General features: G+C 68.0%; 23 protein-coding genes and 1 pseudogene. 7 read left to right on the top strand and 17 right to left on the bottom strand.

From position 1 onward, the window contains the following. Nucleotides 1–6: 6 nt before the first annotated feature. On the bottom strand, nucleotides 7–222 hold the full coding sequence (locus PSR88_RS19100) for a hypothetical protein (RefSeq protein ID WP_148228405.1): 216 nt from the start codon (nucleotides 220–222) through the stop codon (nucleotides 7–9). A gap of 1,799 nt (nucleotides 223–2,021) precedes the next feature. Here PSR88_RS19100 and PSR88_RS19105 point away from each other — a divergent pair. The 4 genes and pseudogenes from PSR88_RS19105 to PSR88_RS19120 all read left to right on the top strand — a co-directional run. Then, nucleotides 2,022–2,579 (top strand): annotated as a pseudogene (locus tag PSR88_RS19105) (transcriptional regulator); the annotation flags it as partial. Between the two features lie 113 nt (nucleotides 2,580–2,692). After that, entirely contained in the window at nucleotides 2,693–2,851 is a 159-nt protein-coding gene (locus tag PSR88_RS19110) for a DUF1214 domain-containing protein (RefSeq protein ID WP_237724206.1), read from the top strand. A gap of 12 nt (nucleotides 2,852–2,863) precedes the next feature. Next, nucleotides 2,864–4,117 (top strand): cation:proton antiporter, encoded by a 1,254-nt coding sequence (locus PSR88_RS19115; RefSeq protein ID WP_016884668.1) that lies wholly within the window; start codon nucleotides 2,864–2,866, stop codon nucleotides 4,115–4,117. Nucleotides 4,118–4,295: 178 nt separating this feature from the next. Next, a complete protein-coding gene (locus tag PSR88_RS19120) occupies nucleotides 4,296–4,499 on the top strand; it encodes a hypothetical protein (protein ID WP_016884667.1) in 204 nt (67 codons plus the stop codon). Nucleotides 4,500–4,726: 227 nt separating this feature from the next. On the opposite strand, the gene PSR88_RS19125 is transcribed toward PSR88_RS19120, so the two are convergent. The 4 genes from PSR88_RS19125 to PSR88_RS19140 form a co-directional block, all read right to left on the bottom strand. Next, nucleotides 4,727–5,257, bottom strand: coding sequence for a DUF1269 domain-containing protein (locus PSR88_RS19125; protein ID WP_029539731.1), 531 nt, complete (start codon nucleotides 5,255–5,257; stop codon nucleotides 4,727–4,729). Nucleotides 5,258–5,564: 307 nt separating this feature from the next. Next, nucleotides 5,565–6,533, bottom strand: a complete 969-nt coding sequence (locus tag PSR88_RS19130; RefSeq protein ID WP_016884665.1) for a 3-hydroxyacyl-CoA dehydrogenase — start codon at nucleotides 6,531–6,533, stop codon at nucleotides 5,565–5,567. A gap of 55 nt (nucleotides 6,534–6,588) precedes the next feature. Beyond that, a complete protein-coding gene (locus PSR88_RS19135; protein WP_011596334.1) occupies nucleotides 6,589–7,521 on the bottom strand; it encodes an alpha/beta hydrolase in 933 nt (310 codons plus the stop codon). Between the two features lie 14 nt (nucleotides 7,522–7,535). Beyond that, on the bottom strand, nucleotides 7,536–9,005 hold the full coding sequence (locus PSR88_RS19140; protein WP_192815108.1) for a flavin-containing monooxygenase: 1,470 nt from the start codon (nucleotides 9,003–9,005) through the stop codon (nucleotides 7,536–7,538). A 159-nt stretch (nucleotides 9,006–9,164) separates the two neighbouring features. Here PSR88_RS19140 and PSR88_RS19145 point away from each other — a divergent pair, with 159 nt between their 5' ends. Both PSR88_RS19145 and PSR88_RS19150 read left to right on the top strand, forming a co-directional pair. Next, nucleotides 9,165–10,412, top strand: a complete 1,248-nt coding sequence (locus PSR88_RS19145) for a PucR family transcriptional regulator (protein WP_192815107.1) — start codon at nucleotides 9,165–9,167, stop codon at nucleotides 10,410–10,412. A gap of 178 nt (nucleotides 10,413–10,590) precedes the next feature. Then, nucleotides 10,591–12,306 carry an alpha/beta hydrolase gene (locus PSR88_RS19150; RefSeq protein ID WP_016884661.1) on the top strand — a complete coding sequence of 572 codons (1,716 nt, stop codon included), beginning with the start codon at nucleotides 10,591–10,593 and terminating at the stop codon, nucleotides 12,304–12,306. A gap of 20 nt (nucleotides 12,307–12,326) precedes the next feature. Here the strand turns inward: PSR88_RS19150 and PSR88_RS19155 are convergent, their stop codons facing one another. The 11 genes from PSR88_RS19155 to PSR88_RS19205 all read right to left on the bottom strand — a co-directional run bounded on the left by PSR88_RS19155 (nucleotide 12,327) and on the right by PSR88_RS19205 (nucleotide 23,474). Continuing rightward, nucleotides 12,327–13,157 (bottom strand): alpha/beta fold hydrolase, encoded by an 831-nt coding sequence (locus tag PSR88_RS19155; RefSeq protein WP_016884660.1) that lies wholly within the window; start codon nucleotides 13,155–13,157, stop codon nucleotides 12,327–12,329. Then, nucleotides 13,154–13,606 (bottom strand): MaoC family dehydratase, encoded by a 453-nt coding sequence (locus PSR88_RS19160; RefSeq protein ID WP_029539729.1) that lies wholly within the window; start codon nucleotides 13,604–13,606, stop codon nucleotides 13,154–13,156. The genes PSR88_RS19155 and PSR88_RS19160 overlap by 4 nt, the downstream gene beginning before the upstream one ends. A 26-nt stretch (nucleotides 13,607–13,632) precedes the next feature. After that, entirely contained in the window at nucleotides 13,633–15,330 is a 1,698-nt protein-coding gene (locus PSR88_RS19165) for a PHA/PHB synthase family protein (RefSeq protein ID WP_016884658.1), read from the bottom strand. Nucleotides 15,331–15,346: 16 nt separating this feature from the next. Further along, complete coding sequence (locus PSR88_RS19170) at nucleotides 15,347–16,918, bottom strand: long-chain-fatty-acid--CoA ligase (RefSeq protein ID WP_016884657.1); 1,572 nt, start codon at nucleotides 16,916–16,918, stop codon at nucleotides 15,347–15,349. Nucleotides 16,919–16,953: 35 nt separating this feature from the next. Further along, nucleotides 16,954–17,601 (bottom strand): CoA transferase subunit B, encoded by a 648-nt coding sequence (locus PSR88_RS19175; RefSeq protein ID WP_016884656.1) that lies wholly within the window; start codon nucleotides 17,599–17,601, stop codon nucleotides 16,954–16,956. Nucleotide 17,602: 1 nt separating this feature from the next. After that, nucleotides 17,603–18,361 (bottom strand): CoA transferase subunit A, encoded by a 759-nt coding sequence (locus tag PSR88_RS19180; protein ID WP_016884655.1) that lies wholly within the window; start codon nucleotides 18,359–18,361, stop codon nucleotides 17,603–17,605. Continuing rightward, on the bottom strand, nucleotides 18,358–18,966 hold the full coding sequence (locus tag PSR88_RS19185) for an RBBP9/YdeN family alpha/beta hydrolase (RefSeq protein WP_016884654.1): 609 nt from the start codon (nucleotides 18,964–18,966) through the stop codon (nucleotides 18,358–18,360). The genes PSR88_RS19180 and PSR88_RS19185 overlap by 4 nt, the downstream gene beginning before the upstream one ends. A 27-nt stretch (nucleotides 18,967–18,993) precedes the next feature. Then, the gene (locus tag PSR88_RS19190; protein WP_009476855.1) at nucleotides 18,994–20,325 is read right to left on the bottom strand and encodes an MFS transporter; all 1,332 of its coding nucleotides are present in this window, start codon (nucleotides 20,323–20,325) and stop codon (nucleotides 18,994–18,996) included. Nucleotides 20,326–20,446: 121 nt separating this feature from the next. Further along, complete coding sequence (locus tag PSR88_RS19195; protein WP_009476856.1) at nucleotides 20,447–21,499, bottom strand: 3-keto-5-aminohexanoate cleavage protein; 1,053 nt, start codon at nucleotides 21,497–21,499, stop codon at nucleotides 20,447–20,449. A gap of 49 nt (nucleotides 21,500–21,548) precedes the next feature. Next, complete coding sequence (locus PSR88_RS19200; RefSeq protein ID WP_016884653.1) at nucleotides 21,549–22,463, bottom strand: TauD/TfdA family dioxygenase; 915 nt, start codon at nucleotides 22,461–22,463, stop codon at nucleotides 21,549–21,551. 36 nt (nucleotides 22,464–22,499) lie between these two features. After that, a complete protein-coding gene (locus tag PSR88_RS19205; protein WP_009476858.1) occupies nucleotides 22,500–23,474 on the bottom strand; it encodes a quinone oxidoreductase family protein in 975 nt (324 codons plus the stop codon). Nucleotides 23,475–23,611: 137 nt separating this feature from the next. On the opposite strand from PSR88_RS19205, the gene PSR88_RS19210 reads away from it, so the two are divergent. Beyond that, nucleotides 23,612–24,622, top strand: a complete 1,011-nt coding sequence (locus PSR88_RS19210) for an AraC family transcriptional regulator (protein WP_011596348.1) — start codon at nucleotides 23,612–23,614, stop codon at nucleotides 24,620–24,622. Here PSR88_RS19210 and PSR88_RS19215 read toward each other — a convergent pair. Beyond that, on the bottom strand, nucleotides 24,598–25,185 hold the full coding sequence (locus tag PSR88_RS19215; protein WP_016884652.1) for a GNAT family N-acetyltransferase: 588 nt from the start codon (nucleotides 25,183–25,185) through the stop codon (nucleotides 24,598–24,600). The two genes, PSR88_RS19210 and PSR88_RS19215, sit on opposite strands and share 25 nt — an antisense overlap. Nucleotides 25,186–25,313: the final 128 nt, after the last annotated feature.

A 25,313-nucleotide genomic window follows, 5' to 3' on the forward strand; every position in this document is an offset into this window, starting at 1 on the left:
GCATCGCTACTTCTCTCGTCGAAGAGTGTCGCGTGTGACGATCGATTCACTGTCGATCTCGGCGATCAGGTGATCCGTGGTCTTGGTCATGCGTGAACGGTCTCGCCCACTCGGTGTTGGCGCGCCGATGTAGGTTGTCGCCGGTAGCGCGATGAGGCCGCGGGGAATCGTCCACGGCGCTGGGGGCACCGCCGGGTGCGGGGCGGATTCGTCGGAGTGCATCTCTTGCGCCTCCTTCCCTCTGGTTGGGATCGCGTGCGGTGGGCTCGGGCCGAGCTGGGGGTTCCGCCGCGAGGAGGGCCACCAGGTCACGAGGTCGGGCACCCTCACATGTGGTCTGGTTCCCAGCTTTCGCAGCCCGGCCGCTGGTCGCATCCCCCGAAACGGGTGACGACCTGGGAAGCATCGGAGTTCAATGGAGGGGTCGAGCGGATCACGCAGAATCGCTTCGGACGGACGCCGGTGCCCCCATGCAGAACCCTGCAGTGCCCGATCCCGCAGTACCCGATCCCGCGGTTCCCGATCGCGCGGGTCCCGGGTCAATCGACCCGCTGCTCGCGGCCCGGTTCGCGGTCCCGGCGGCCCCCAAGATCCTCGTCCGCCGGCCGGGGCTGCTCGACCGGCTGACCGCCGGAACGCGCGGTCCGGTGACCCTCGTCGCCGGACCGGCCGGCGCCGGCAAGACGGTGCTCGCCGCCCAGTGGGCCCGGGAGCACACGGCACTCCCACCCCCGGTATGGCTGACCGTGGAACCCGGCGACGCCCCGGGACTGTTCTGGGCCTATGTGCTCGAGGCGTTGCACCGGGGCGGGGTACTGCCGGTCGGGGTCGGGCGGCCGGAGCGGGCAGAGGAGGTCGACCACCCACTGCTGGTGCGGCTCGCCGACGCGTTGGCCGCCTCCCGGCAGCCGGCGATCCTGGTACTCGACCAGTTCGACGCGGCGTCCGCACCCGAGATCGCCGCCAGCCTGCACTTCGTCGTCACGCACGCCGCCGGCGTGCTGCGGCTCGTGCTCACTACCCGGACCGAGCCTCTGCTGCCGCTGCACCGCTACCGGGCGCACGGCGATATCACCGAGATCCGCAACGCCGACCTGATGTTCACCCCTGCGGAAGGCGAACTGCTGCTGCACTCGCACGGGCTGGAGATCTCGCGGGCGGGTGTTGCACTGCTGGCCGAACGCACCGCCGGCTGGGCTGCCGGGCTGCGACTGTCCGCGTTGGCGATGCAGCGCAGCACCGACCCGGAGGCGTTCATCGGCGCATTCGCCGCCGACCGCACCACGATCGCCGACTACCTCCTCTCGGAGGTGCTCGCCGCACAGCCGCCCGCGGCGCAGGAGCTGCTGCTGTGTGCCTGCATCACCGACCGGATCCATCCCGAACTGGCGGACCTTCTCACCGGCCGCCGCGACGCCGACTGGACCCTGGCCCGCCTCGCCCGCGCCCACGCCTTCCTCGAACGCGTCGAGGGATCGGCCTGGTACCGGCTGCATCCGCTGTTCGCCGAGGTGCTCCGCGCGCACCTCTCGCAGCGATACCCCGGCCTCGAACCCCGGCTGCGAGCCCAAGCGGCGCGCTGGTTCGCCGACACCGGGCGCGTCACCGATGCCGTCGCACAGGCCGCCGCCGCCGATGACTGGCAGTTCGCGGCCGGGCAGCTGGTCGACAACCTTGCCGTCGGCCGGCTCCTCACCGGACTCGACACCGCACGACTCGCTCAGGCGTTCGCCGCCATGCCGGCGGACCTGCCCGGCGCGGCCCCGGCGCTGGTGGACGCCGCTCTCCGACTCGCCGATGGTGACCTGACCGGTTGCACGGCCGCGCTGACCCGGGCCGACGAGTTCCTGCGCGCCGGGCCCGTTGCCCCGGAACCCCAGCTGGTCCGTTCGATGGTCGGGGTGCTCGCGGGACGGGCCGCCGGCGATCTGGCCGCCACCCGGCAGGCGGCGACCACCGCCGACCGGCTGCTCCACACGGTGCCGCAGCCCCTGCGCGGGCAACACCCCGAGATCCCCGCGATGGTGCTGGGTGGGCTCGGCTCGGCCGAACTCGGCGCCGGCCATCTCGACCGCGCCGAACAGATACTCACCGACGCGGTCACCGCGAGCGAGCGACCCGGAACCCAACAGCCGCTGCGGGATTCGCTGGGCTCCCTCGCCCTGGTCGAGCTGCTGCAGGGACGTCTGAGACAAGCCCTGGCACACTCGCGCCGAGCGCTCGCCGTCGCCGAGCGCTCCGCGGTGCCACCGGACGACCTGGTCGGGCTCAGTCACCTCGTCCTGGCCGGAGTCGCGGCCGAACACGACGACCGGGCGGCCGCCCACACCCATCTCGACCTGGCAATCGAGCCCGCCGGACCCCGGCCCGCCCCCATGACGACGGCAACGGCCGCCGTCATCTGCTCCCGGCTCGCCACCGCCGACGGTGATTGGCGCGGCGCCCTCGAGATCCTGCGCACCGCGGAAACAGCCCTGGTTCACCCCCCGCCTCAGTGGGCGGCGGATGAATTGGTCATCGCCGCATCCTGCGCCCACCTCGCGCACGCCGACACCCGGGCGGCCCTCGAAGTCCTCGACGCCGCACCCTCCGGCCGTCCGGAGCACGCCGTGGACCGCAACGCTTCCCCCGCTCCGGCAGCCAGAGCTACCCCACCCCGGCCGCGGAGGCCGATGCCGACGGGTCGACCACAATCCACTTCGCCCCCGAAAAGCCGGACGGGGTTGCTGACGGCAACTGGATCCAGAGCGATCCGGGCAAGGGCTGGTTTGTCATCCTGCGCTTCTTCAGCCCGCTGCAATCGTTCTTCGACAAGACCTGGAGACCCAGCGAGGTCGACCGGGTGCGGTGAGGCGGTGACATCGTGACGTGGGCATTGCCCGCAATCGCCGGAGTGTTGCTCGTCTTCGCCGCGATCTCCGGCCGCATCGAGGGCACACCGATCACCGCCCCGATCGTCTTCACCGGCAGTGGCCTCCTACTCGGGGGCATATCGGTGGGGCTGATCGACATCGAGTCCACTGCCGAGATCGTCAAGCTCCTCGCCGAGGTGACGCTGGCGCTGGTGCTGTTCTCCGATGCCTCCCACGTGGACCTGCCCGCGCTGCGCGCCGAGATCTCCTTGCCGGCACGTCTGCTCGGCATCGGGCTGCCGTTGACGATCGCGGTGGGTTTCGGCGCCGCGGTGGTGATGCTCGGTGACTTCGCCTGGCCCGAGGCGCTGCTCCTCGCGGTGATCCTCGCCCCCACCGATGCCGCGCTCGGGCAGGCCGTGGTCACGCTCCCGCTTCTCCCGTCCCGGGTGCGGCAGGGCTTGAACGTCGAAAGCGGTCTCAACGACGGAATCTGCGTGCCACTGTTTCTGATCGTGCTGGCGATTGCCCAGGCCGAGTCGGGGGCGATCGGGCACGGCGCCGCCGTCCGGTTGGTCGCCGAACAGATCGGGTACGGCATCGTGGCCGGCCTCGCCGCCGGGGTGATCGCGGCCGCGATCCTGATCACCGCCCAACGGCGCGGAACGATCGACCCGTTGTGGGCGCAGATCGTTCCCGTCGCCGCTGCTGTCCTCGCCTACACCGTCGCCGTGCCGCTGGGCGGGTCGGGCTTCATCGCCGCGTTCGTCGGTGGACTGACCTACGGGACGATCCGCCGCCGCAAGGCGGCCGGCAGTGACGGTGCGGGCCTCCTCGACGAGTCCGGGGACCTGTTCAATGCCGTGACCTTCATCGTCTTCGGCGCCATCCTGCTCGGCCCCGCCCTCGGCCACCTGTCCTGGGCGGTGCTCGGCTACGCGGTGGTGAGCCTGACCGTCGTCCGCATGATCCCGGTGGCGTTGTCGATGATCGGGATGCACGCTCGCGCCCCTACCGTCGGCTTCATCGGCTGGTTCGGCCCCCGCGGGCTCGCCACCATCGTCTTCGCGATTCTCATCCTCGAAGAGCCCGGCGAACTACCCCACGAGGAACTGCTCCTGACCACCGCGATCATCACGATCGGCCTCTCGGTCCTCGCTCACGGGCTCAGCGCCGCCCCGCTGGCCAACCGCTACGCCACCTGGTTCCGCAACAACCCCCGCGGCGAGGAACAACCCGCCCAGGAAGCGACACCCTCGACCTGACCGCCGGGCACCGAACAATCGAAGTCCGCACCGACGAACCCAGATTGGCGCGCGGTGCGCGCAACCGTGGTCGCGTGTCGCCGGCGTCAAGACTGGAAGGAACCTCTCAGATGACTGTCGACCGAGAAACCCTGGAACTGTTCTCCGCGCCGGACCGGATGGAAACCGCCTCGGCACTGTGGAGTTCACCGACGGTGCACTGGCCAGGGACACCGTGGAGAAGGCGTACGACCATATGGACTTCCGGCACGGAGTGAACGTCTTCCTCAACGCCTTCCAAGGGGCGGTCGTTGATGTTCGACGCATCCTTCGGTTGTACAGCCCGCTGCGATCCTTCTTCGACAAGACTTGGCGACCGAGCGAAATCGAGCGGGTGCAGTAACGCGGGAGGGAAGTCTTCCGCGAGTGTCCCAGGGAGGCGACCTGATGCCCGACCACTCACCGGCGCCGACACGCACGAGTCGGCGTGCACAGCTGCGCGGAGCGATTGCGCGTCCGACACTGACAAAGCGCCGAGAGCCCACGGACCCCGTCTAGAAGAATCGGGCTCGCCCTCGACGTCGTGCGACCGGAGGCGCGAGGCGTCGGACCGTCATGTCGGTGCCGTTCTCAGGATTTGGAGGCCTCGTCGATCTCCTTGCTGACCTGCTCGGTGTCCGCCTCGAGTTGCTTCTTGGTCACCTTGGATGCGCGTTCGAGTGCCTTCTCGACGCGCGCCTCGAGGTCCGTCGCCGCAACGACGATCAGTCCGCTGTCACCGTCGTCGAGCAGCTCGCCCACTTCCTTCAGGTCGGAGCGGCTCATCCCGGCGGCGACGTGCCCGCCGAGGGCCCCGAGACCGGCTCCGCCGGCGCCGCCCAACAACAGCCCGGCCCCGAGCCCGACGGCGGGGAACAGGGCAACGAGCGCACCCCCGACCAGGCCGATGCCGAGTCCGCCCCAGGCGCCCTGCCGGGTCGGCTGCTCATGCTTCTTGACGATCTTGACCTTGCCTTTGTCCGTTCTGGTGATGACGGCGGCATCGTAGGTATCGACGAGGCCCGTCTCGACGTAGAGATCGTGCACGGCGTCGTAGTCGGCGATCGCGGCGTCCTGCGAGTCGTAGGTCGCCGCCAGGAGAGCGAATGTATCGAGGGCCATGGTTTCCTCCATGTGATGTGGATTCGGTGGGTCAGTGAAAGCTCGGGCTAGGTCGGCCACCCGGCCGGTAGGGTCGACCGGCTCGGCCGGCAGTTGGCCTTCGTGCGGCATGGCTCCAACCGATCGCGGATATCGATTGACGACACCTCGATCCGGTTGGGCATGCCGTAGCGCCTCGCATTGTGTCCGGCTTCCAGCCTCGACACCCGCAGCGCCGGTCACATCCCCCGAAACGGGTGACTACCCGCGTAGTGGGTGCGTGCGCATGAGGATTACGGGCATAGTGCTGCCACATCGCGCCGGTGGCCTATTGGCCGACGGGTGCGAGCAGTAACGCCCTCTCCGCGATGTCGGAGGCTGCGGAAATGTCTGGGGGAGAAAGGAAGTCGTCGGCACCGTAGGCAGGATCGGGATAGTTGTAGTATCCGTGTGCTGTCTGCAATCCCAGCAGACCCTGATCGAGGAAGTTCTTCTCGATGTAGTGGGCATTCCGGAGCATCTGCTCGTCGTTGTTCACATGTCCCCAGTGGTCGAGCACATTGAACACGGTGGTCATGCCGATGACGTCCATCAACCCCAATGGGCCCATGGAGCAGCCACGATTGACGATCATGTACGTTCGGTCGACGTCCTCGGCTGTTGCGACATCGTTTGTCACGAGAGTCTGTGCGGCATTCAGCAGGGGAACGAGCCAGGTATTGATGGCGTACCCATTCTGCTGCTTCTGTATCGGGACGGGGACCATGCCGATTTCGATGCCGAACTCGGTGGCCGCGATCAACGTATCTCGCGCGGTTTCCGGGTGCGCCATGATCTCGACGGCATTCAGTTTCCAGATGAGATTGGCGAAGTGCAGCGCGCAGTATTTTTCCGGACGTCCGGTCGCTGCCGCAAAGTCCTGCGGCAACAATGTCGACGAGTTCGTCGCGATCATCGTGTGTTCGGGGAGGTGCGGTGCCATGGTCTCGTAGACGCTGGTCTTCACGTCGGGCCTCTCCGATACCGCTTCGATGACCAAGTCTGCATGCTGAACGGCCTCGGAAATGTCGGTGCTATAGGTCAACCGTTTCCGGGTCTTCGCGATGTCCTCGTCGGTGGCGGCGACGTCCACGCGGTAGATGTCGGCGTACATTTCGTGCGCAGCACGGCAATTGTCGATGGCCTTCTGGTGTAGGTCGTAGACGACAACGTCCTTTCCCTTGAACGCGCTGTGCCATGCAATCTGCCCGCCGAGGACACCTGCGCCCAATACGGTGACCCGATTCAGGTCGGACATAACTTCTCCGTTCGTGTTCGGTGATGCACATTTCTGATGTGCGATGGGTGCCGTCTCACATCGTCAGTGACGGCGTGCTGCGGACGGGGTCGAGGACTTGGTGGAGAAAGGCGAGCTGGTCGGCCAGTGCCTGCTGCTGCCACGGCCCCTGGTAGACGTCGAAGTGATCGACGGGGTACTCGCGTAGTTGCGCGAGCGGACCGGCCTTCGCGGCGGTCCGGCGCGCGGCGTCAGGCGGCGCGATGCGGTCGCGTGAGCCGACTTGCACCAGGATCGGGCAGGTGAGACGACGGGCGAACGTAGTGGGCCGGTTCAACCCGACCTCCAGTGCTGTGCGTGCACACACTTCGTTGCGCCAGGTGGCGCCGGCCATGGAGGTGTAGGCCTCCTCGGCGCCGGGCGTGCTGATGATCGCCGCCGACCCGGGCTGCCCGACCACCGGAACGTGGTGCGGTGCGCGCTTGGTCAGCGCACGGGCGACGTCCCGCAGCCCGTGTCCGGTGGCGCGAACCAGCTGGCCGGGTCCGGCATAGCGGGCGATTTGCACCAGGGCGGCCGACCCGTCGGTGGCCGGTGTCATGGAAACGACCGCCGAGATGCGCCGATCCTCCGCCGCGACCGCGATGACGTGACCACCGGAGTACGACGTCCCCCACAGTGCGATCCGGTCCGGGTCGACGCCCGGCAGGCGGCGGGCCGCATCGATCGCGGCACGGTAGTCCTGTCGCTGACGCCGGAACGAAACATCCTGGCGTGGACTGCCGTCCGAGTCACCGAAGCCGCGGTAGTCGAAGACGAACGCATCGATGCCTGCCTCAGCGAATGCCTCGGCGTAGCTCAGCAGGCCGGTGTCCCGGGTGCCGCCGAAGCCGTGTGCCATGACCACGCACGGCCGGCCGGGTTCCCGGTCCGCCGCGTCGGTGGTGGCCGGAACGTGCCAGGCCGCACAGGTGACGCCGTGGCTGGTGAAGGTGATCTCGTTCTTCATCGTGCTCGCTCCGATCACGAGGCCAGCAGAGCCGGCTGGTTGGCGGTGAATCGCAGGTCGGCGTCCTCGATCGGCCCCTCACGCAGCCGCTCGACGTCCTTCTCGTAGGCCATCGCGGCCGTCCACGGGCCGCTGGTGCCTGCACGGGGGAACGCGGCGACCGCACGCTGGACGTATCCGGAGGTGAGGTCGAGCAACGGGACCCGTTCCATGCCCGGATCGGTGAGGACCGGTTCGACCGTGGTGTAGCCGCGCTCGTCCATGTGGTCGAGCAGTCGGCAGAAGTGCTCGCTGATGAGGTCGACCTTGAGCGTCCAGGAGATGTTCGTGTAGCCGAGTGCGAACACGAAGTTCGGTAGGCCGCTGAGCATCATCGACTTGTAGACGGTCGTGTCGGGCGGATTCACCGGCTCTCCGTCGACTCTGAGCTGGATCGCACCGAACGCGAGCATGTTCAGACCGGTGGCGGTGACGACGATGTCGGCCTCGAGTTCCTGGCCGGACTCGAGCCGGATCCCGGTTTCGGTGAAACGCTCGATCCGGTCCGTCACCACCGAGGCGTGGCCTGTCGAGATCGCCTTGAACAGGTCGCCGTTGGGCACCATGCACAGGCGCTGATCCCAGGGGTTGTAGCGGGGGGTGAAGTGGGTGTCGACGTCGAAGTTCTTGGGCAGTTGGCGGCGGACGTTGGCGATCAACAGCTTGCGCATGAGCTTCGGGGAGCGGCGGCAGGCCTTGAAGATCCCGCGGTGCATCATGATGTTCTTGCGCCGGATGATCGGGTAGGCACGCTTCGGGCCGATCAGCTTGTTGAGCGTGTTCGCGATCGCGTCCTCGGCCGGCAGCGAGAGCACGTAGCTCGGCGAGCGCTGCAACATCGTGATGTGCGCGGCGGTGCCGGCCATCGCGGGGATCAGCGTTGCCGCGGTCGCGCCGCTGCCGATGACAACCACCTTCTTGCCGGAGTAGTCGAGCTCTTCGGGCCAGTGCTGGGGATGAACCACTTGGCCGGTGAAGTCCTCGATGCCGTCGAACTCGGGCGTGAAGCCGGCCTCGTGGTTGTAGTAGCCGGTGCCGGAGAACAGGAATCGCGCGGTGATCTGCACGGTCTCGTCGCTGCCGGAACGTTGCGCGGTCACGGTCCAGTGCCCCGCCGACGAGGAGAACTCCGCCGACGACACCCGGTATCCGAATCGGATGTGCTCGTCGATGTGGTTCTCGGTGACGGTCTCCTGCAGGTAGTCCAGGATGATGTGCGCGTCGGCGATCGCCTTCTTGTGCGTCCACGGCTTGAATCCGAAGCCGAAGGTCGGCATGTCGGAGTCCGAGCGGATCCCCGGGTAGCGGAACTGGGTCCACGTCCCGCCGATCGCGTCCTTACCCTCCAGGATCGCGAACGTCGTGTCGGGCCGGCGGGTCTTCAGGTGGTAGGCCGCACCGATTCCGGAGATGCCGGCGCCGATGATCAACACATCGAAGTCCATGGTCTCCACCTCGGGGATGGTCGTGATCGTCACTGGGGTCTCCTGGTCGCTGTCGTGCGAGGTTGTGATGTGTTTCACAGTAGGTCTGCACCCGCACCCAGCAACATGTCCGCTCGCCTAATCCTTGCCCCCGACTATGTGCGGTAGCACACTCGTTTCATGACCAGCGGAACGACCCCGACTGTGATCGTGGGTCTCATGGGTGATGTCGCCGAGTCGATGCTCGCCGAACTCGATCAGTTCGTCGAAGACATGGACGCCGAGGAGGTCAAGCTGGCCCCAGCGCTGGGCGCCGATGCAGCAATCGCGGCGGAGATGTCGGCAAGCAACCGCGCGAACGTCGCGCGCCTACTCACTACACTCGCACGCCGCGACGGCCGCGCCGCACCGATCGACGTCCCACCGGAGGCGCTGGATGTAGTCCGCACCGTCGTTCGCCGCGGCAGCGACCTCGACGTGATCTTCCACGCCTACCGCCGAGGGCAGAACCTGGTGTGGCAGAGCTTCATCGCGCATGCCGCACGGATCGTCCCACCGGGCCCGCAGCTCGTCGAGTTGTTGGAGGCGTTTTCGCAGCACCTGTTCGAGTACGTCGACCACGTGATCGGCCGTGTCATTGCCGACGCGCAGCGCGAGCGCGAGGAGGTGCTCGGTGGTGCGCTCGCACGCCGTGCCGAGACCATTCGTCTGATCCTCGACGGTGCCCCGATCGACAGTCGCCGAGCCGGCGAACGCTTGGGGTACGAGCTGGCCCGGCGCCATACCGCACTCGTGTTGTGGGCCCAACCGCCCGGCGAGGTGCAGGGCGCGCTGGAGTCCGCCGCCACCAGCCTCGCCCGCGCCGCCGGTGCGCGCCCTCCGCTGACCCTCCCCGCCGGGACCTCGACGCTGTGGGCATGGTTCGGCACCGACTCCGACCCCGCGCTCGACACACTGCGCGACGCGCTCACCCGAGCGCAACCCAATGTCCGCGTCGCGGTCGGCCCCACCCAGCCCGGCATCACCGGGTTCCGCCGCTCACATGATGCGGCGCTGACCATCCAGCGGCTGCTCAGCGGGCATCCGAGCGGCGCGCGCCTAGCGCTCTACCGCGACCTCGAAGTCACGGCGCTGGCAGCGCAGAACCCAGACCGCGCGGCCGATTTCGTCGCAACGACGCTGGGCCCGCTCGCCGCGGACACACCCAGTGCAGCTCGGCTCCGTGAGACCTTGCGGGTGTTTCTCGACGAAGCGGACAACGCACCCCGCGCCGCCGTCCGCCTGCACACCCACCGCAACACCGTCCTGCAACGCGTCGCGCGTGCAACCGAACTCCTCGGTCACCCTCCCGGCGAACGCCGGCTGGCGCTCGAACTCGCGCTCGAGCTCGCCCACCAGATCGGGCCACGGGTCCTCACCCGGACCTGACGAACGATTCAGGATCCCGGGGTCGCGTGCGGACACCGGTCTCACAGGTCGCCGATGACGCCGGGGTGAGCGGACTCGGCCGAAATGCGAACATCCCACGTGGGCTTCGATGTTCACGGGACGCGGTGTGATTGCGGATTGCCGTCGAACGCGACTCTGTGACGGCTACGCTTGGTAGGTGCCGAACGAAGTGATCGACGGTGCACCCGAGCGCGAAGCCGGTCCCGTCCGGCCACCCGGGTATCGCCGCTGGCTTCCGGACCGCTATGCCTTCGGGGGGCTGGTGGTCGCGGTGCTGTTCGTGTGGCTGTCGTTGACGCCGACACTGCTGCCGCGTGGTCCCTTCTTCCAGGGATTGGTCACCGGCGTTTCGGCGGCGATCGGCTACGCCATCGGATTCCTCGGTTCCAAGTTGATCCGCTACCTCGTGCACCGGGAGGCGCCTGCCCGGGTGAAGACAGTGGTGCGCCGGGTGGCGTCGGTGATCGGGATCGTCGGAACCGCGGCGATGCTGGTGTGGTTCTGGGATTGGCAGTCGCAGTTGCGGGCGATCATGAGTGCCGCACCGTTCCCGTGGTTCGGCTATCTCGTCATGGTGATCGTGGCGGTGCTGATCTACGTCGGGTTGGTGGCGCTGGCCCGCGTGCTGCTGCGGGCGGTGTGGTGGGTCGAACGCAAGATCAGCCGGGTGGTGCCGCGGCGGATCTCGGCGACGGTCATCGGTGTACTGGTGGTCGCGCTGCTCTTCGCACTCGTCAACGGCGCGGCGGTGCGGGTGATCATGTCGGGGTTGAACAATTCGTTCGCCGCCGTCAACCAGGAGACCAAGGCCGGTGACGAGCCGCCGACGTCGTCGCTGCGTTCGGGCGGGCCGGACTCGCTCGTCACGTGGGATTCGCTGGGTCGGCAGGGCCGTTCCTTCATGTCGCGTGGTCCGACCGTCGACGAATTGTCCACGTTCAATGGCGGGCGGCCCGCGGTGGAGCCGATCCGGACGTACGCCGGGCTCGCCAGCGGCGGCGATTCGATCCGCGAGAACGCCCAACTGGCAGCGGACGAACTCGAACGCGCAGGCGGGTTCGATCGTGCGGTCGTCGGTGTGGCCACGACCACCGGTACCGGGTGGATCAACGAGAGCCTCGCCTCCTCGCTGGAGTACATGTACAACGGCGACACTGCGATGGTCGGGTTGCAGTACTCCTATCTGCCGAGTTGGCTGTCCTTCCTGGTGGACAAGGAGCGGGCCCACCAGGCCGGGGAGGCCTTGTTCGACGCGGTGTACGACAAATGGAAGGTGTTGCCGCCGGGGTCCCGCCCGAAGCTCGTCGTGATGGGGGAGAGCCTCGGCTCGTTCGGGGGCGAAAGTGCATTCGGCAGTGTCGACGACGTCGAGGCGCGCACCGACGGTGTGTTGTTCACGGGACCGCCGAACGCGAACGAGATCTGGACCGACGTCACCACGAACCGCGATCCGGGCTCGCCCGAATGGCTTCCGATCTACGAGCAGGGCGAGACCATTCGATTCGGTGCGCGGGCGCCGGAGGACCTGCCGCGCCCCGACGCCCCGTGGGGACGGCCACGGATGGTTTATCTGCAGCACCCGTCGGACCCGATCGTCTGGTGGTCGCCGGAATTGCTGCTGAGCGAGCCGGATTGGCTGAAGGAGGACCGTGGATACGACGTTCTCGACAGCACCCAGTGGTTCCCGTTCGTGACGTTCCTTCAGGTGGCGGCCGACATGGCGGTGTCGACGGGCGTTCCCGACGGGCACGGACACACGTACGTCGTCGACATCGCCGACGCGTGGAGCGCAATCCTGTCGCCCGAGGGCTGGACCCCGGCGGATACCGAGCGTCTGCGGACGACGCTTGCGGCGATCGGGGAGGACGGCTGACCTGTTGTGTGGGCCGACGGCTACGGAGCCGCGAGAAAGGTCGTGACAGCAGGGGCGAGATCGGCTGCATTGGTGACGATGTCGAGGTGCCCGCCGGGGTGGAGGTGCAGGGTCGCGTGCGGCAGGAGCGCGTTCATGACGTGGGCGTTGGCGACGGGAATGATCGGGTCGTCGGTGCCCGCGACGATCAGCGTGGGCTGCCGGATGAGTGGTAGTACCGGCAGGCTCGTCCACACCGCCCCCGCGAGGAGTTGATGGAGATAACCGATGCGCGAGCCCGTGTGCGTCTGCTTCCGAAAGATGCGCGCAACGCCCTCGCCGCCGTCGCGGGCCGTGCCGCCGTACAGGTCGCCGGCGATGGCCGCGGCGTAGCCGGTGTCGGTGAACCGTCTCGGAGTCAGCATCTTCGCGAGCACACGCGGGTGGCCGGGAATCATCACGGCACCGGTTCCGGTGGCGACGAGGACGAGTCGGCGGCAGCGCCGCGGGTTCTGCAGGGCGAACTGCTGGGCCAGCGCTCCGCCCCAGGACAATCCGAGGACGTCGACGGCACCGACCCCGATCTCGTCGAGGAGGCGGCTCAGGCCGCACGCGAGCGCGGGAATGGCGTACGGGACCGGTGATGCCGGCGAACCCCCGGTGCCGGGAACGTCGAAGCGGATGATCGGCGCCGCCGGATCCATCGCGGCGACCAGCGGGTCCAGCACTTCCAGGCCCGCTCCGATGCCGTTGCACAGAACCAGGGGCACACCGGTCCCGCGGCGGATCCGCACCCGGATCCGCCGACCCCCGACCGGAACGACCCTGTCCTCGAACCGGTCGCTCCTGCCGAACAATTCGGTCACGCTCACGTGTAGAGCACCACGACGTCGGCGACGCACACCGGACGCGTTCCGCCGTCGATCTCGTAGGTCAAGCGGAAGACGGCCTCGATGCCGGCCGGTTTCTGCCCGGCCGAGATGACGGACACGGTGACGCGGAGCGCGGAACCGACGGGCACGGGAGCGGGGAACCGCACCTTGTTCAGGCCGTAATTGAGGGCGGCGTGGACGCCGTCGACGGTGAGAACCTCGGCGAGGACGCTCGGCGCCAGCGACAGCGTGAGGTAGCCGTGCGCGATCGTGCTGCCGAAGGGGCCGCTGGCCGCGCGTTCGGGATCGGTGTGGATCCACTGGTGGTCCCCGGTCGCGTCGGCGAACAGATTCACCTGATCCTGCGCGATTTTCAGCGTGCCGGTGGTTCCGATGGTCTGTCCGACGAGATCGAGGAGATCGGTGGGTTTTGTGAGATGCATGGGCATGGATTACCTCTGTGGTGTCGAGCGGGTCAGCTGTGGTGGACGTAGGTGCCCGGGGCGGGACCGAGCGGGGGGAACTGCCGGGCGCCGAGGCCGCCGGGGGCGTCGATGCCGGGTCCGCTGCGCTCGGCGAGCCAGCGGGCGTAGTCGGGCCACCACGAGTCCGGTGCGGTCTCCGCCGCGGTCAGCCACTCGTCCGGGGTCTCCGGGGCGGGCTGCCCGAATCGGAAGGACGCTCGCGGATTGCCCGGCGGGTTCACGAGTGAGGCGATGTGACCGTTCGACGACAGCACGAACCGGGAGTCCTTGCTGCCGAGCAGGCGAGCGCTCCGGTAGGTGGACTGCCACGGGCAGAGGTGGTCGGCGGAGCCGCCGACGACGTATGCGTCGGCGGTCACGGTGGCCAGGTCGACGGGTGTGCCGAGCATGGTCGCAGCGCCCGGCGCCGTCAGCGCGTTGCGCAGTCCGAGCAGGACGAGATCGCGGTGCAGTGCCGCCGCCATGCGGGTGGTGTCCGAGTTCCAGAACAGCACGTCGAAGGCTGCGGGAGCCCGGCCCTGCACGTAGTTGTTCACCCAGTACCGCCAGATCAGGTCGGTCGGACGCAGCCAGGCGAACATCTCGGCGAGGGTGCGGCCGTCGAGATATCCCTTGGCGGCCGAGGCGCGGATGGCGGCTGCGGCGGCGCGCTCGCTCATGACGGCCGCCGCGGTACCGGCCTGGGTCTGGTCGAGGACGGTGACGGCCAGGGTGAGGCCGGCGACGCGGTCGCCCTCGCCGACCTGGGTGAGATGCGCGGCGACCATCGCCGCGAGAATCCCGCCCGAGCAGGTGCCCAGGAGGTGGGCGCTGTCGGTCCCGGCGATGCACTGCACCGCGTCGAGCGCCTCCACGATCGCGGCACCGTACGTGTCGGCACCCCAGTCCCGGTGGCGGGCGTGCGGGTTGCGCCAGGAGATCGCGAAGACCTGCTGACCCTGCTGCAGGAGGTACTCGACGAGACTGCGGCCCGGTGCGATGTCGAGTATGTAGTACTTGTTGATGACGGGTGGGACGATCAACAGCGGTGTGGCGTGGACCTTTTCCGTCTGCGGCGTGTAGTGGATCAGTTCGAAGGTACGGGTCTGCAGGACCACGGCACCCTTCGTTGCAGCCACGTCCTCCCCGACGGCGAACGCGTCGGGTTCGACCATGGCAGGCACGCGAGGGCTCGACAGTATGTCGCGCACGAACGCCCGGACGCCACGTGCCGCACTGAGACCACCGGTATCCACCATTGCCTTCCAGCCCAGCGGGCTGAGAAGTGGATTGTTGGTGGGGGACAGACCTTCGACGAGGTTGTCGAGAACGAACCGCATCCGCTCGTGGTCACGCCAGTCGAGTTCGGCGTCGTCGAGCAGGGCGGCGGCGGTGTGCGATGTCGCGAGATACGCCTGCATCGCCCGGCGCAGGGCCGGGTTCTGCTGCCACGCGGCGTCGCCGAAGCGCTTGTCGGCCTTCGCGGGAGATCGGTCCGAGGTGCCGGCGGCAATTGCGCCGAGTTCGCGGGCGAGGGCGCCGCCGCGCCGGGCGAGGGTCCCCGGACGGCCGGCGAGGCTGACCCCGAGGCGGCCCCACGAGCTGTCGGGCAGCATGCGGGCGGCGACGCCGCGGGTTCCGCTGGTGAGGAGGAGGTCGAGGGGAGCGGTGAGCTCGTCGGGGATGGTGGGGAGGGGAGTGTCGCTCACGCTTGTGCTTTCGGTATCAGAGTGCGGCCGGGGCGCGGCCGAGTTCGCGTTTGAGGATCTTGCCGGTGGCGGTCATCGGAAGGGTGGTGACGAATTCGACGGTGCGGGGGTACTTGTAGCTCGCCATCTGCTGCTTGGCCCAGGCGATCACCTCGTCCGCGGTGACCTGTGCGCCCGGCTCGAGGATGACGTACGCCTTGATCTCCTCGCCGTGGCTGTCGTCGGGGACGCCGACGACGGCGGCGAGAGAGATGGCGTCGTGGCCGAGGAGGACCTCTTCGATCTCACGGGGGTACACATTGAATCCGCCGCGCACGATCAGGTCCTTGGCCCGGTCGACGATGTAGTAGAAGCCGTCGTCGTCGACACGGGCGAGGTCGCCGGTCCGGAACCAGCCGTCCCGCAGCACTTCTGCCGTGGCGTCCGGGCGGTTGTAGTAGCCCTTCATGATGTTGTGGCCGCGCAACGCGATCTCGCCGATGTCACCGGCTCTGGTGACGGTGTTCCAGTTCCTGTCGACGAGCCGGGCCTCGATTCCCCACACCGGGACACCGATCGAGCCGGGCCGTGGATCGCCGCCGGGGTCGCTGAACGTCGCGAGCGGTGACGTCTCGGACAGTCCGTATCCCTCGAGGATCTGGACACCGAAGCGGTCGGCGAACCGGGTGAGGATCTCCACCGGCAGCGCGGCGCCGCCGGAGATCGCGAGTCGCATGTTGCCGGCGATGCGGTCGATGTCGGCGGGGTGTTCGTCGAGGGCGCCGAGCAGACCCCAGTACATGGTGGGCACCCCGGCGAATACGGTGATGTTCTCCCGTTCGATGAGGTCGAGTGCGGCGGCGGCCTCGAACCGGGGCAGCAGCACGAGGGTCGCCCCGACCGAGATTCCGGCATTGAGGGTGACGGTCTGGCCGAACGAGTGGAACAGCGGGAGGGTCACCAGGTACCGGTCGTGGGTGGCTGGAGTGCTGTCGAAGAGCCGGTTGGCGGTCAGCGCGTTGAGCACCATGTTGGCGTGGGTGAGCTCGGCGCCCTTGGGTTTTCCGGTGGTCCCGCTCGTGTAGAGGATGACAGCGGTGTCCCCGGGTTCGCGGACCACGGTCTCGACCTCGGTGTCGCGATCCGCGACGGCGTCCGCGAGCGTTCCGATGCCGTCGATCGTGGCGGGAGCGTCGGGGTCGGCGGTGATGCGGAACATGGTGCGGCAGTGGGGACTCTGTGTGAACGCGGACCGCCCGTACTCGCCCATCGGCAGGTCGGGGGTGCCGTCGTAGCACAAGTACGCCTTGGCGTCGGAATCGGCAAGGTGGTAGGCGATCTCGCGGTCCTTGAGCAACACGTTGAGCGGTACGACCACGGCGCCGGCCTTGAGGATGCCGTAGTAGACGACGGGGAACTGGGGGAGGTTGGGGCAGGAGAGCGCGACCTTGTCGCCGGGTTCGATGCCGCACGACATCAGCAGGTTCGCGACCTGGTTCGACCGGGCGTCGAGGTCGGCGTACGTCATCCGTGTGGCGCCGAGAATCAGGGCGTCGCGGTCGGGGAATCGGCGGGCGGAGTCTTCGAGAAGGACGGAAAGGTTGAGCACGGGAGACTTTCTCGTGGTGGGAGGGTGGGAGAGCGCTACGACAGCGCCGCTGCGGTCGCGGAGCGGACCAGGTCTTCGGTGACCCCGGGCGCGCACTCGCGCAACACGAGACCGGAGTCGGTGACGTCGACGACGGCCAGGTTGGTGATGATCCGGTGCACGACACCGCGTCCGGTGAGAGGCAGGGTGCAGCGTTCGACGATCTTCGGGGCACCGAACTTGTCGCAGTGCTCCATGACCACGATGACTGTGCGGGCGCCGTGCACGAGGTCCATCGCACCGCCCATGCCCTTGACCATCTTTCCCGGAACCATCCAGTTCGCGAGGTCGCCTGCCGCGGAGACCTGCATTCCGCCGAGGACGGCGGTGTCGATGTGGGCGCCGCGGATCATCCCGAAGCTGAGCGCCGAATCGAAGAACGATGCGCCCGCGTTGACGGTGACCGTTTCCTTGCCTGCGTTGATCAGATCCGCGTCGACCGCGTCCTCGTCCGGATACGGGCCGGTCCCGAGGATGCCGTTCTCGCTGTGCAGCGTCACGTCGACCCCCGGCGGCAGGAAGTTGGGGATCAGCGTGGGCAGCCCGATACCGAGGTTGACGTACTCGCCCGGCGACAGTTCTCGGGCGGCACGGGCTGCCATGTCCTCGCGGGTCCAGCCGATCGTCTCGACGATGGTCGTCATGTCAGTCCTTCCTCGCGGCGACGGTGCGTTTCTCGATCTGCTTGTCCTGAGTTCCGGTGTGGACGATCCGGTCGACGAAGATCCCCGGCAGGTGCACCCGCGCCGGGTCGAGGACACCGGGCTCGACGAGTTGCTCGACCTGCGCGATGCAGACACGGCCGGCCATCGCGGCGAGCGGGTTGAAGTTGCCTGCGGCCTTGGCGAAGACGAGGTTGCCTTCGGCGTCGCCGATGCGGGCGTGGACGAGTGCGAAGTCGGCGGTGATCGACTCCTCGAGCACATACTGGCGGCCGGCGAACTCGCGGATCTCTTTCGGCGGAGACGCGACGGCCACCGATCCGTCGGCGGCGTACCGCCACGGCAGCCCGCCGTCGGACACGGGCGTTCCGACCCCGGCGGGGGTGAAGAACGCGGGGATCCCCGCACCGCCGGCACGCAGCTTCTCGGCCAGAGTGCCCTGCGGCGTCAGTTCGACCTCGAGCTCACCCGTCAGGTATTGGCGCGCAAATTCCTTGTTCTCCCCGACATACGACGCGGTGACGCGGCGAATCCGACTGTGGGCGAGCAGGATACCGAGTCCGTGGCCGTCGACGCCGCAGTTGTTGGAAAACACCTCCAGATCGGTGGCGTCACCGGCGGCGATCGCGGCGATCAGCTCGTCCGGGATTCCGCACAACCCGAACCCGCCGACCGCCAGCGACGCACCGGAGGTGATGTCTGCGACCGCTTCGGCTGCCGAACCGAAGACCTTGCGCGTCATCGGCCACCTGCGTTCGCGAGCCCGGGAACGACCGTGCTCTCGATCAGTTCCCGGAGCAGTTCCTCGGCGTACGGCCAGTACCCGTAACCGGCGGCAGGGTTGAGGTGTCCGACCGCACCGAGGTCGACGAGCCGGCTCCCCCAGGCCTCGGCCATTCCGGCGACCCGACGGAATCGGGCCAGCGGATCGTTCGTGCTGGCGGCGACGACGCTGGGGAACGGCAGCCGGCGGCGGGGGACGGGATCCCAACCACCCTGCTCGAGTTCCTCGGGGGTGGGATACCCCGCGGGCAGTGGTTCCTCGAGGTCCGGTGGGGTGGCGAGCAGGGCGCCCTGGATCGGGCGGGAGGACTGCTGCGCCCAGTGGACGGTAATCGCGACTCCCGCACTGTGAGCGACCAGCACGACCGGGCCGTCGATGTCGGCGAGGACGGTGTCGAGGGCGGCGACCCGGGCCGCGAGGCTGAGCTTGTCCCGTTCGAGCGGCGGCACCGTCCGCGCGGTGTCGAGTCTCTCGGCGAGCAAGGTCTGCCAGTGGTCGGCGACGTGGTCCCGCAGTCCGGGCACGATCACCACGGTCGGTGAGGTGGAGGTGGAGGTGGTCACGGTCGGCTCCAATTCTTCGGAGGTGGATCAGGCGGGTGCGGCGGTGAGGGCGGCGAGCTTGCGGCGTCCGGCCGGGTAGGCGCGCTTGCCGAGGATCAGGGCCACGATCGCGACGATGTAGATCAGGGGAGCGATCTGCAGGGCTGTGACCAGGCCGAAGCGGTCGGCCAGCACCCCGACGACGAAGGGTCCCAGCGCCAGTCCGAGGAGGTTGTTGGCCAGGGTGAGGGTGCCGAAGGCTGAGGCGCGCACCGACGAGTGGGTGAGGTTCGCGACCATCGCGGCGATGGGGCCGGACGAGCCGGCGGAGAAGAACGCACCGATGCCGATCAGGACCAATTGGGGCGTGCCGGTCGGCAACTGGAACCCGGCGCCGAGGAAGACGAGGGAGATCACTCCGAAGACCACCGCGGTGGTCCATTTCCGCGCCGGGTCGTTGCGGCTCACGCGGTCGGTGATGATGCCGCACACCACCATGCCGCTGCCGACGAGGAGGACGAAGATCGAGGCCATCGCACCGGCCTTGTCGAGAGCGAGACCGTAGGATCGGTTGAAGAAACTCGGCAGCCACGCCAGAAGCACACCGGCAGTAAACATCTGGAGACCACCACCGATGTAGGCGAACACGACGGCGGGGGTGGTGAACAGGCTCGAGATCGGCGCCCGGAATCCGGCGGGGCCGGGTGCGTCGGCAGGGTCGTCGTCGGCCGCATGCTGAGCAAGTTTGCGTTCGGAGACCAGAGCCCGGAACAGGGCGACGAGCATGAGCCCGAAGACGGCCATCGCGGCGAACGACCAGCGCCAGCCGAGGTTTACGGCGATCACGCCGCCGAGGGCGACGCCGATCACGGACCCGAACGATCCGCCGCCCATGAAGGCGCCGCTGAGCGTGGAGTGCACTCGCGGGGCGAACACGCTGAGAACCACCGCGATGCCGACGCTGCCGTAGGCGGCTTCACCCACGCCGACCAGGAAGCGGGCCCCGAGCATCTGCTCGTAGCTGCTCGCCACGGCGCAGAGCAGTGTGGCGATGCTCCAGAGCACGGCCATCAGGACGAGGCTCTTCACACGACCCCACCGGTCGGCGAGCAGCGACAGCGGAAGGGTGAGCAGTCCGACCATCAGCGCGACGACGCTGCTGAGCGACGCCAGCTGTGAATCGGTCAGTGTCCATTCGGTTTTGAGGAGCGGGAAGACGGCACTGAGGACCTGCCGGGACATGTAGTCCGACAGCAGCAGGCCGAAGGTGAGTGCGAAGACGATCCAGGGGTAGAACCGCGACCGGGAGGCCGGGGCGGTGCTCCCGGTGGTGGTATTCGGGGTGGTGGTGTTCAGGGCGGTGGTGGCGGGCAGTCCCATGAGGCCTCCTATGGCCGTCAGGAGTGATAAAGGGGTGGGGGAGAGAGCCGGCCGTGCTCGTGTGAGCGGCGGTCTGTCCGGCTCTCTCCCCGGCGTGATGCAAATCCCCCGGCGCCGAAAATCAGGCGTGGTGGGTGAAGCCGACCTGTCCCGGACGGCGGTTGGGCGCGTAGCCGAGCTTGGCGAGGGTCTCGTCGGCATCGGCGTAGGTCTGACCGATCCGGTAGATGTCGCGGGCCTCCTTGCCGGTGGCCACCTCGCGGCCCAGTTCACCCGCGACGCGGACCAACTGCTCGACCTGCTGGACGGAGGTCATCTTCTCGCCCTTGCGTCCCCAGATGGTGTCTTCGTTACCGCAACGGGGGTGCAGGCCCATCGCGATCGCCATCGCGTTGACCGGCAGCACGCTGCGCATCAGGGTCTCGAGGGTCAGGCAGGCACCGTCCGGGACTCGCTGGATGAAGTTCATGATGTTGTACGGGTTGGGGCCGTCGAAGCCGCCGCCGATGCCGACCCAGGTCAGGTTGAGCGGACCGGTGTAGATCCCGCGCCGGATGAGCCGCTCGACGGTCTCGAGCTGGGGGATGCTCGAGAGCTGGAAGTGCGGCTGAATTCCTGCCGCCTGCAGGCGACGCAGATGCTCCTCGACCCACGCCGGGCCTGCCGGTACCGTCATCTCCCGGTACGCCTCGGCGAGCTCGGGCCGCTCCATCGAGGTGCCGGCGATGTCGTCGGCGGTCATGAGTTCCATGATGTTCATCTGAGAGGTGTTGATCGCGATCGTCACCTGGTCGGGTGCGGGATCGAGGTCGGCCAGCATGTGCCGCGTGTCGTCCGAGAGCCACTTCGCATCCGCGCCTTCGCCTTCGGGTGCGAAGGAGATCGATCCGCCGACCTGCAGGATCATGTCCGGCACCGCCTGGCGCAGTCCGGCGAGCAACTCGTTGAACTTCGAGAGCCGCTTGGAGCCCTTGCCGTCGAGCTCACGGACGTGGATGTGCAGGACGGTGGCGCCGGCCTCGTAGCAGTCCACTGCCTTCTGGACGTGCTCGTCCATCGTCAGCGGCAGGTCTTCGCGGAAGTCGTCCGGCTCCCACTCGGGACCGTACGGGGCACACGTGATGACCAGCTTCTCCTGGGTCTCGGGGAAGAGGGCGTCGTCGTGGAAGTGCATGGGTGTTCTCCGTTCGAAATCGGATCTGATGAATAGGGGCTGTGAGAATTCAGAAGGGCCGGTCGCCGACGATTCCGGCGCGTTCCATCTTGCGGACGGCCGGCCAGTAGTCCTGGACCGCGTAGTGCTGGGTGGACCGGTTGTCCCAGATCGCCACACTGTTCGGGGTCCACCGCCACCGCACCTGGTACTCGGGGATCGCGGCCTGGCTGATCAAGTAGTTCAGCAGGTTGCTGCTACCGGGTGCGTAGTCGATGCCGCACCGGATGTTCTCGGGGGTGTGGTAGTTGACGAAGTGGGTCGCGAAAGCGTTGACGAACAGGATCTTTTCACCGGTCTCGGGATGCGTGCGCACCACGGGGTGCTCGGCGTCCGGGAACCGCTGGTGCAATGCGTGCCGCTGCTCCGTCGGCTGGGCCGCGCCGAACGACGCCTCGATGCTGTGCCGGGCACGGAGTCCGTCGATCTGCTTCTTCACCGCGTCGGGGAGTTTCGCGTAGGCCTCGGCCATGTTCACCCAGATGGTGTCGCCGCCGACCGGGGGCGTCTCCACACAGCGGAGCACACAACCCATGGGCGGGTTCTCCCGCCAGGTGGCGTCGCAGTGAAAAGCGTTCTCGTAGTGCTCGGCCGGGCTGTCGAGGTCCTTGTAGATCTGCACGAGCCCGGGATGATCCGGGTCGCTGCCCGCGACGGGGTGATCCTCGAGCGGACCGAACCGTTCGGCGAGCGCCACGTGCTCGGCGCGGGAGATGTCCTGGTCGCGCAGGAACAGGACCTTGTATTCGAGCAGCAATTCCCGGAGTTCGGCGAACAGGGCGTCGTCGCGGGAGGCGTCGCCGAGGTTCACGTCGAACAGTTCGGCGCCGAGGGAACACGTCATCGGTGCCAGCCGGAAGGAACCGGACGGGGAGAGGATCGTGTGCCGTTCGGGTGAATGCGTCAGTTGCGCAGTGTCGTTCATGGTGGTGTCTCCGTCGTGGTGAGAGGTGTCGCGCCGTCAGAGGCGGAACACGGAGGAGCCGATGCTGCGTCCGGACTCGAGATCCCGGTGTGCCTGGACCGCGTCCTCGAGCCCGTAGCTCTGGTTGATCTCGATCCGGATTCGTCCCGCCTCGACGTGGTCGAACAGTTCACCGGCGAGTTCGGCGCGTTCGGCCGGGTCGGCGATGTAGTCGGCGAGCGCGGGGCGGGTGACGAACAGCGACCCCTTGACGGCCAGCTGCATCGCGTTGATCGGAGGAATCGGTCCGGAGGCCGTTCCGAAGCACACCAGCAGACCGCGCCGGGCGAGGCAGTCGAGCGAGGTCTGGAAGGTGGACTCGCCGATGCTGTCGTACACGACGGGGACGCCGGCACCGTTCGTGATCTCCCGAACCCGCTCGGCGACGTTCTCCCGGGTGTAGACGATCACGTGCTCACACCCGTGGGCGCGGGCGATCGCGGCCTTCTCGTCGGTGGACACGGTGCCGATCACGTTGATGCCCAGCAACTTTGCCCACTGCGTGAAGATCAGGCCGACGCCGCCGGCCGCCGCGTGCAGGAGCACGGTGTCGCCCGCCTTCAGCGGGTGGATGCGGCGCAGCAGGTAGGCGGTGGTCAGACCGCGCATCGTCATCGCGGCCGCGGTGTCGAAGCGGATCGCTTCCGGCAGCGGGATCAGCGGTGCGGCCGGCATCACGCGTTCGGTGCTGTAGGCGCCGAGGGGGCTGCCCGTGTAGGTGACGCGGTCACCGACCTGCACGTGGGTCACGCCGGAGCCGACTTCCTCGACGACACCGGCCGCCTCGACGCCCATGCCCGCGGGCAACTCGGCCGGATACAGGCCGGTGCGGAAGTAGGTGTCGGCGAAGTTCAGTCCGACGGCCTCGTGCCGGATCCGGACCCCGTGGGGGCCGGGCTCCCCGACCTCGACGTTCTCCCACCGCATGACCTCGGGTGCGCCGTGCTCGTAGAACCGAACAGCCTGTGCCACTGTACTTCTCCTCGTCGATGTGAAGGCCGCCGCTTCGGCCTCGTTCTGTGATGCACCTAACAGTAGGGTCGCGATGAGGCGCATGCTTATCCCTGCGAGACAGGCGGCGTATCATTTCGGGACATGCTGGAGGCGGTATGAAACCCCTTGCGCGGTACGCGTCACTGAACGGGTACGTAGAGCTGTGCCGGTCGCTCGGACTCGAGCCGGCACCGCTGCTGCGCTCCGCCGGTCTGGACCCCTCCGGGCTCGGCCTCCAGGACCGCTGGATCCCGGCCGCGGCGATCGCGTGGTTGCTCGAGGCGTCGGTAAGCGCATCCGGGTACGACGACTTCGGGCTGCGCCTCGCCGAGCGCAGGCAGTTCTCCAACCTCGGCCCTCTCAGCCTCGTCGTGCGCGAGGAGCCCGACGTCCGCAGTGCCCTGCGCGTCCTGACCAGGTACGAGCACACCTACAACGAGGCGCTGCGGACACGGATGTCGGAGCGCGGCGGTCTGGTGACCTTGCGCGTCGAATTGGACGTGGGCGAGACGACCGAGATTCGGCAGTCGGTGGAACTGGCCGTCGGGGTGCTGCACCGGCTGCTGCGCGGCTTCCTCGGGGGCGGCTGGAAACCGCTCGCCGTCTGCTTCCCCCATCCGGCTCCGCCGGACACGGCGACCCACCGACGCCTGTTCGGGCCGGTGGTGAACTTCGACCACGAGTTCGCGGGCATCGTCATCGAGGCCGGCGACCTGGCTGCGCCGAACAAGATGTCCGATCCACTGCTCCGTCCCTACACCCAGCAACTCCTCGAGTCCTGGGAGCCGTCGGACGACGTGACCATCGTGAGCCGGGTCCGCGAGCTGATCGAACTACTGCTGCCGACGGGCCGCTGTTCCGTCGAGCAGGTGGCTCGCAGCCTGGGTGTGGACCGGCGGACGGTGCATCGCCGCCTCGCCGAGAGCGGCGAGACGTTCTCGACCGTCCTGGACGCGACCCGCGTCGAACTCGCCGAACGGATGGTCGCGAATCCCCGCCTGAGTCTCACCGAGATCGCGGACATGCTGGCGTTCTCGGCGCCGAGCAACTTCTCCCGCTGGTTCAGTGGGCGGTTCGGATGCAGCCCGAGCCGCTGGCGAACTCAGCGGTCGGGCGACACCGGCTGAACCGGCCGGCACCCGTCCAGATTGAGCCTGCTGATGTAGTGGGCGCCGTCGTCGATGGGGTTGTCCGGTGGGAGGTAGCCCTCGCCGACGCGGCGGAAGCCGGCCTTCTCGAGCGCGCGCCACGACGCCCGGTTGGGGACGACGACGGGGACGACGATCGCGGTGGCGTCGGGTAGGTCGGCGCGGCACTTGGCGACGAACGCGCTGATCATCGCGGTTCCCAGCCCCCGGCCGGTGTGTTGCGGGTCGCCGACGTAGTAGTCGATGGAGATGCTTCCCGGTGGGATCTCGACGAGGGCTGCGAGGAGCGCGAGGTCCTCGGGGTAGTCGGCGATCCGGTACCGCTGGATGAATCCGAACGGCAGGCCGCCGCGCAGGACGAGGAAGTCCTCGCACGGCTCGGTGCCGTCGATGCTGCCGCCGAAATCGCGCTCGATGTCGGCGTCCGCGGTGTCGTGGTTCCAGAACCGCGCGACGTGCGGTTCGCGGAGCCATCGTTGCAGTTGAGGGAAGAATTCGCGCGTCGTGCGGACGAATTCGAAGGTGACTGCGTCGGCGCTCACGACAGGAAAACTAGCAGGAATCCCGTCGATTCAACTTCGGCATCGATAACGAGAATCTTTGACTTGGACATGTATCGACCATGCCTCTAGCGTGACTCCTATGACTCAGGTCACGCCTGGTAGCCGGG

It is taken from the genome of Rhodococcus sp. DK176, from assembly GCF_038447315.2.
In the GTDB taxonomy this organism is placed as follows: domain Bacteria; phylum Actinomycetota; class Actinomycetes; order Mycobacteriales; family Mycobacteriaceae; genus Rhodococcus_F; species Rhodococcus_F jostii_A.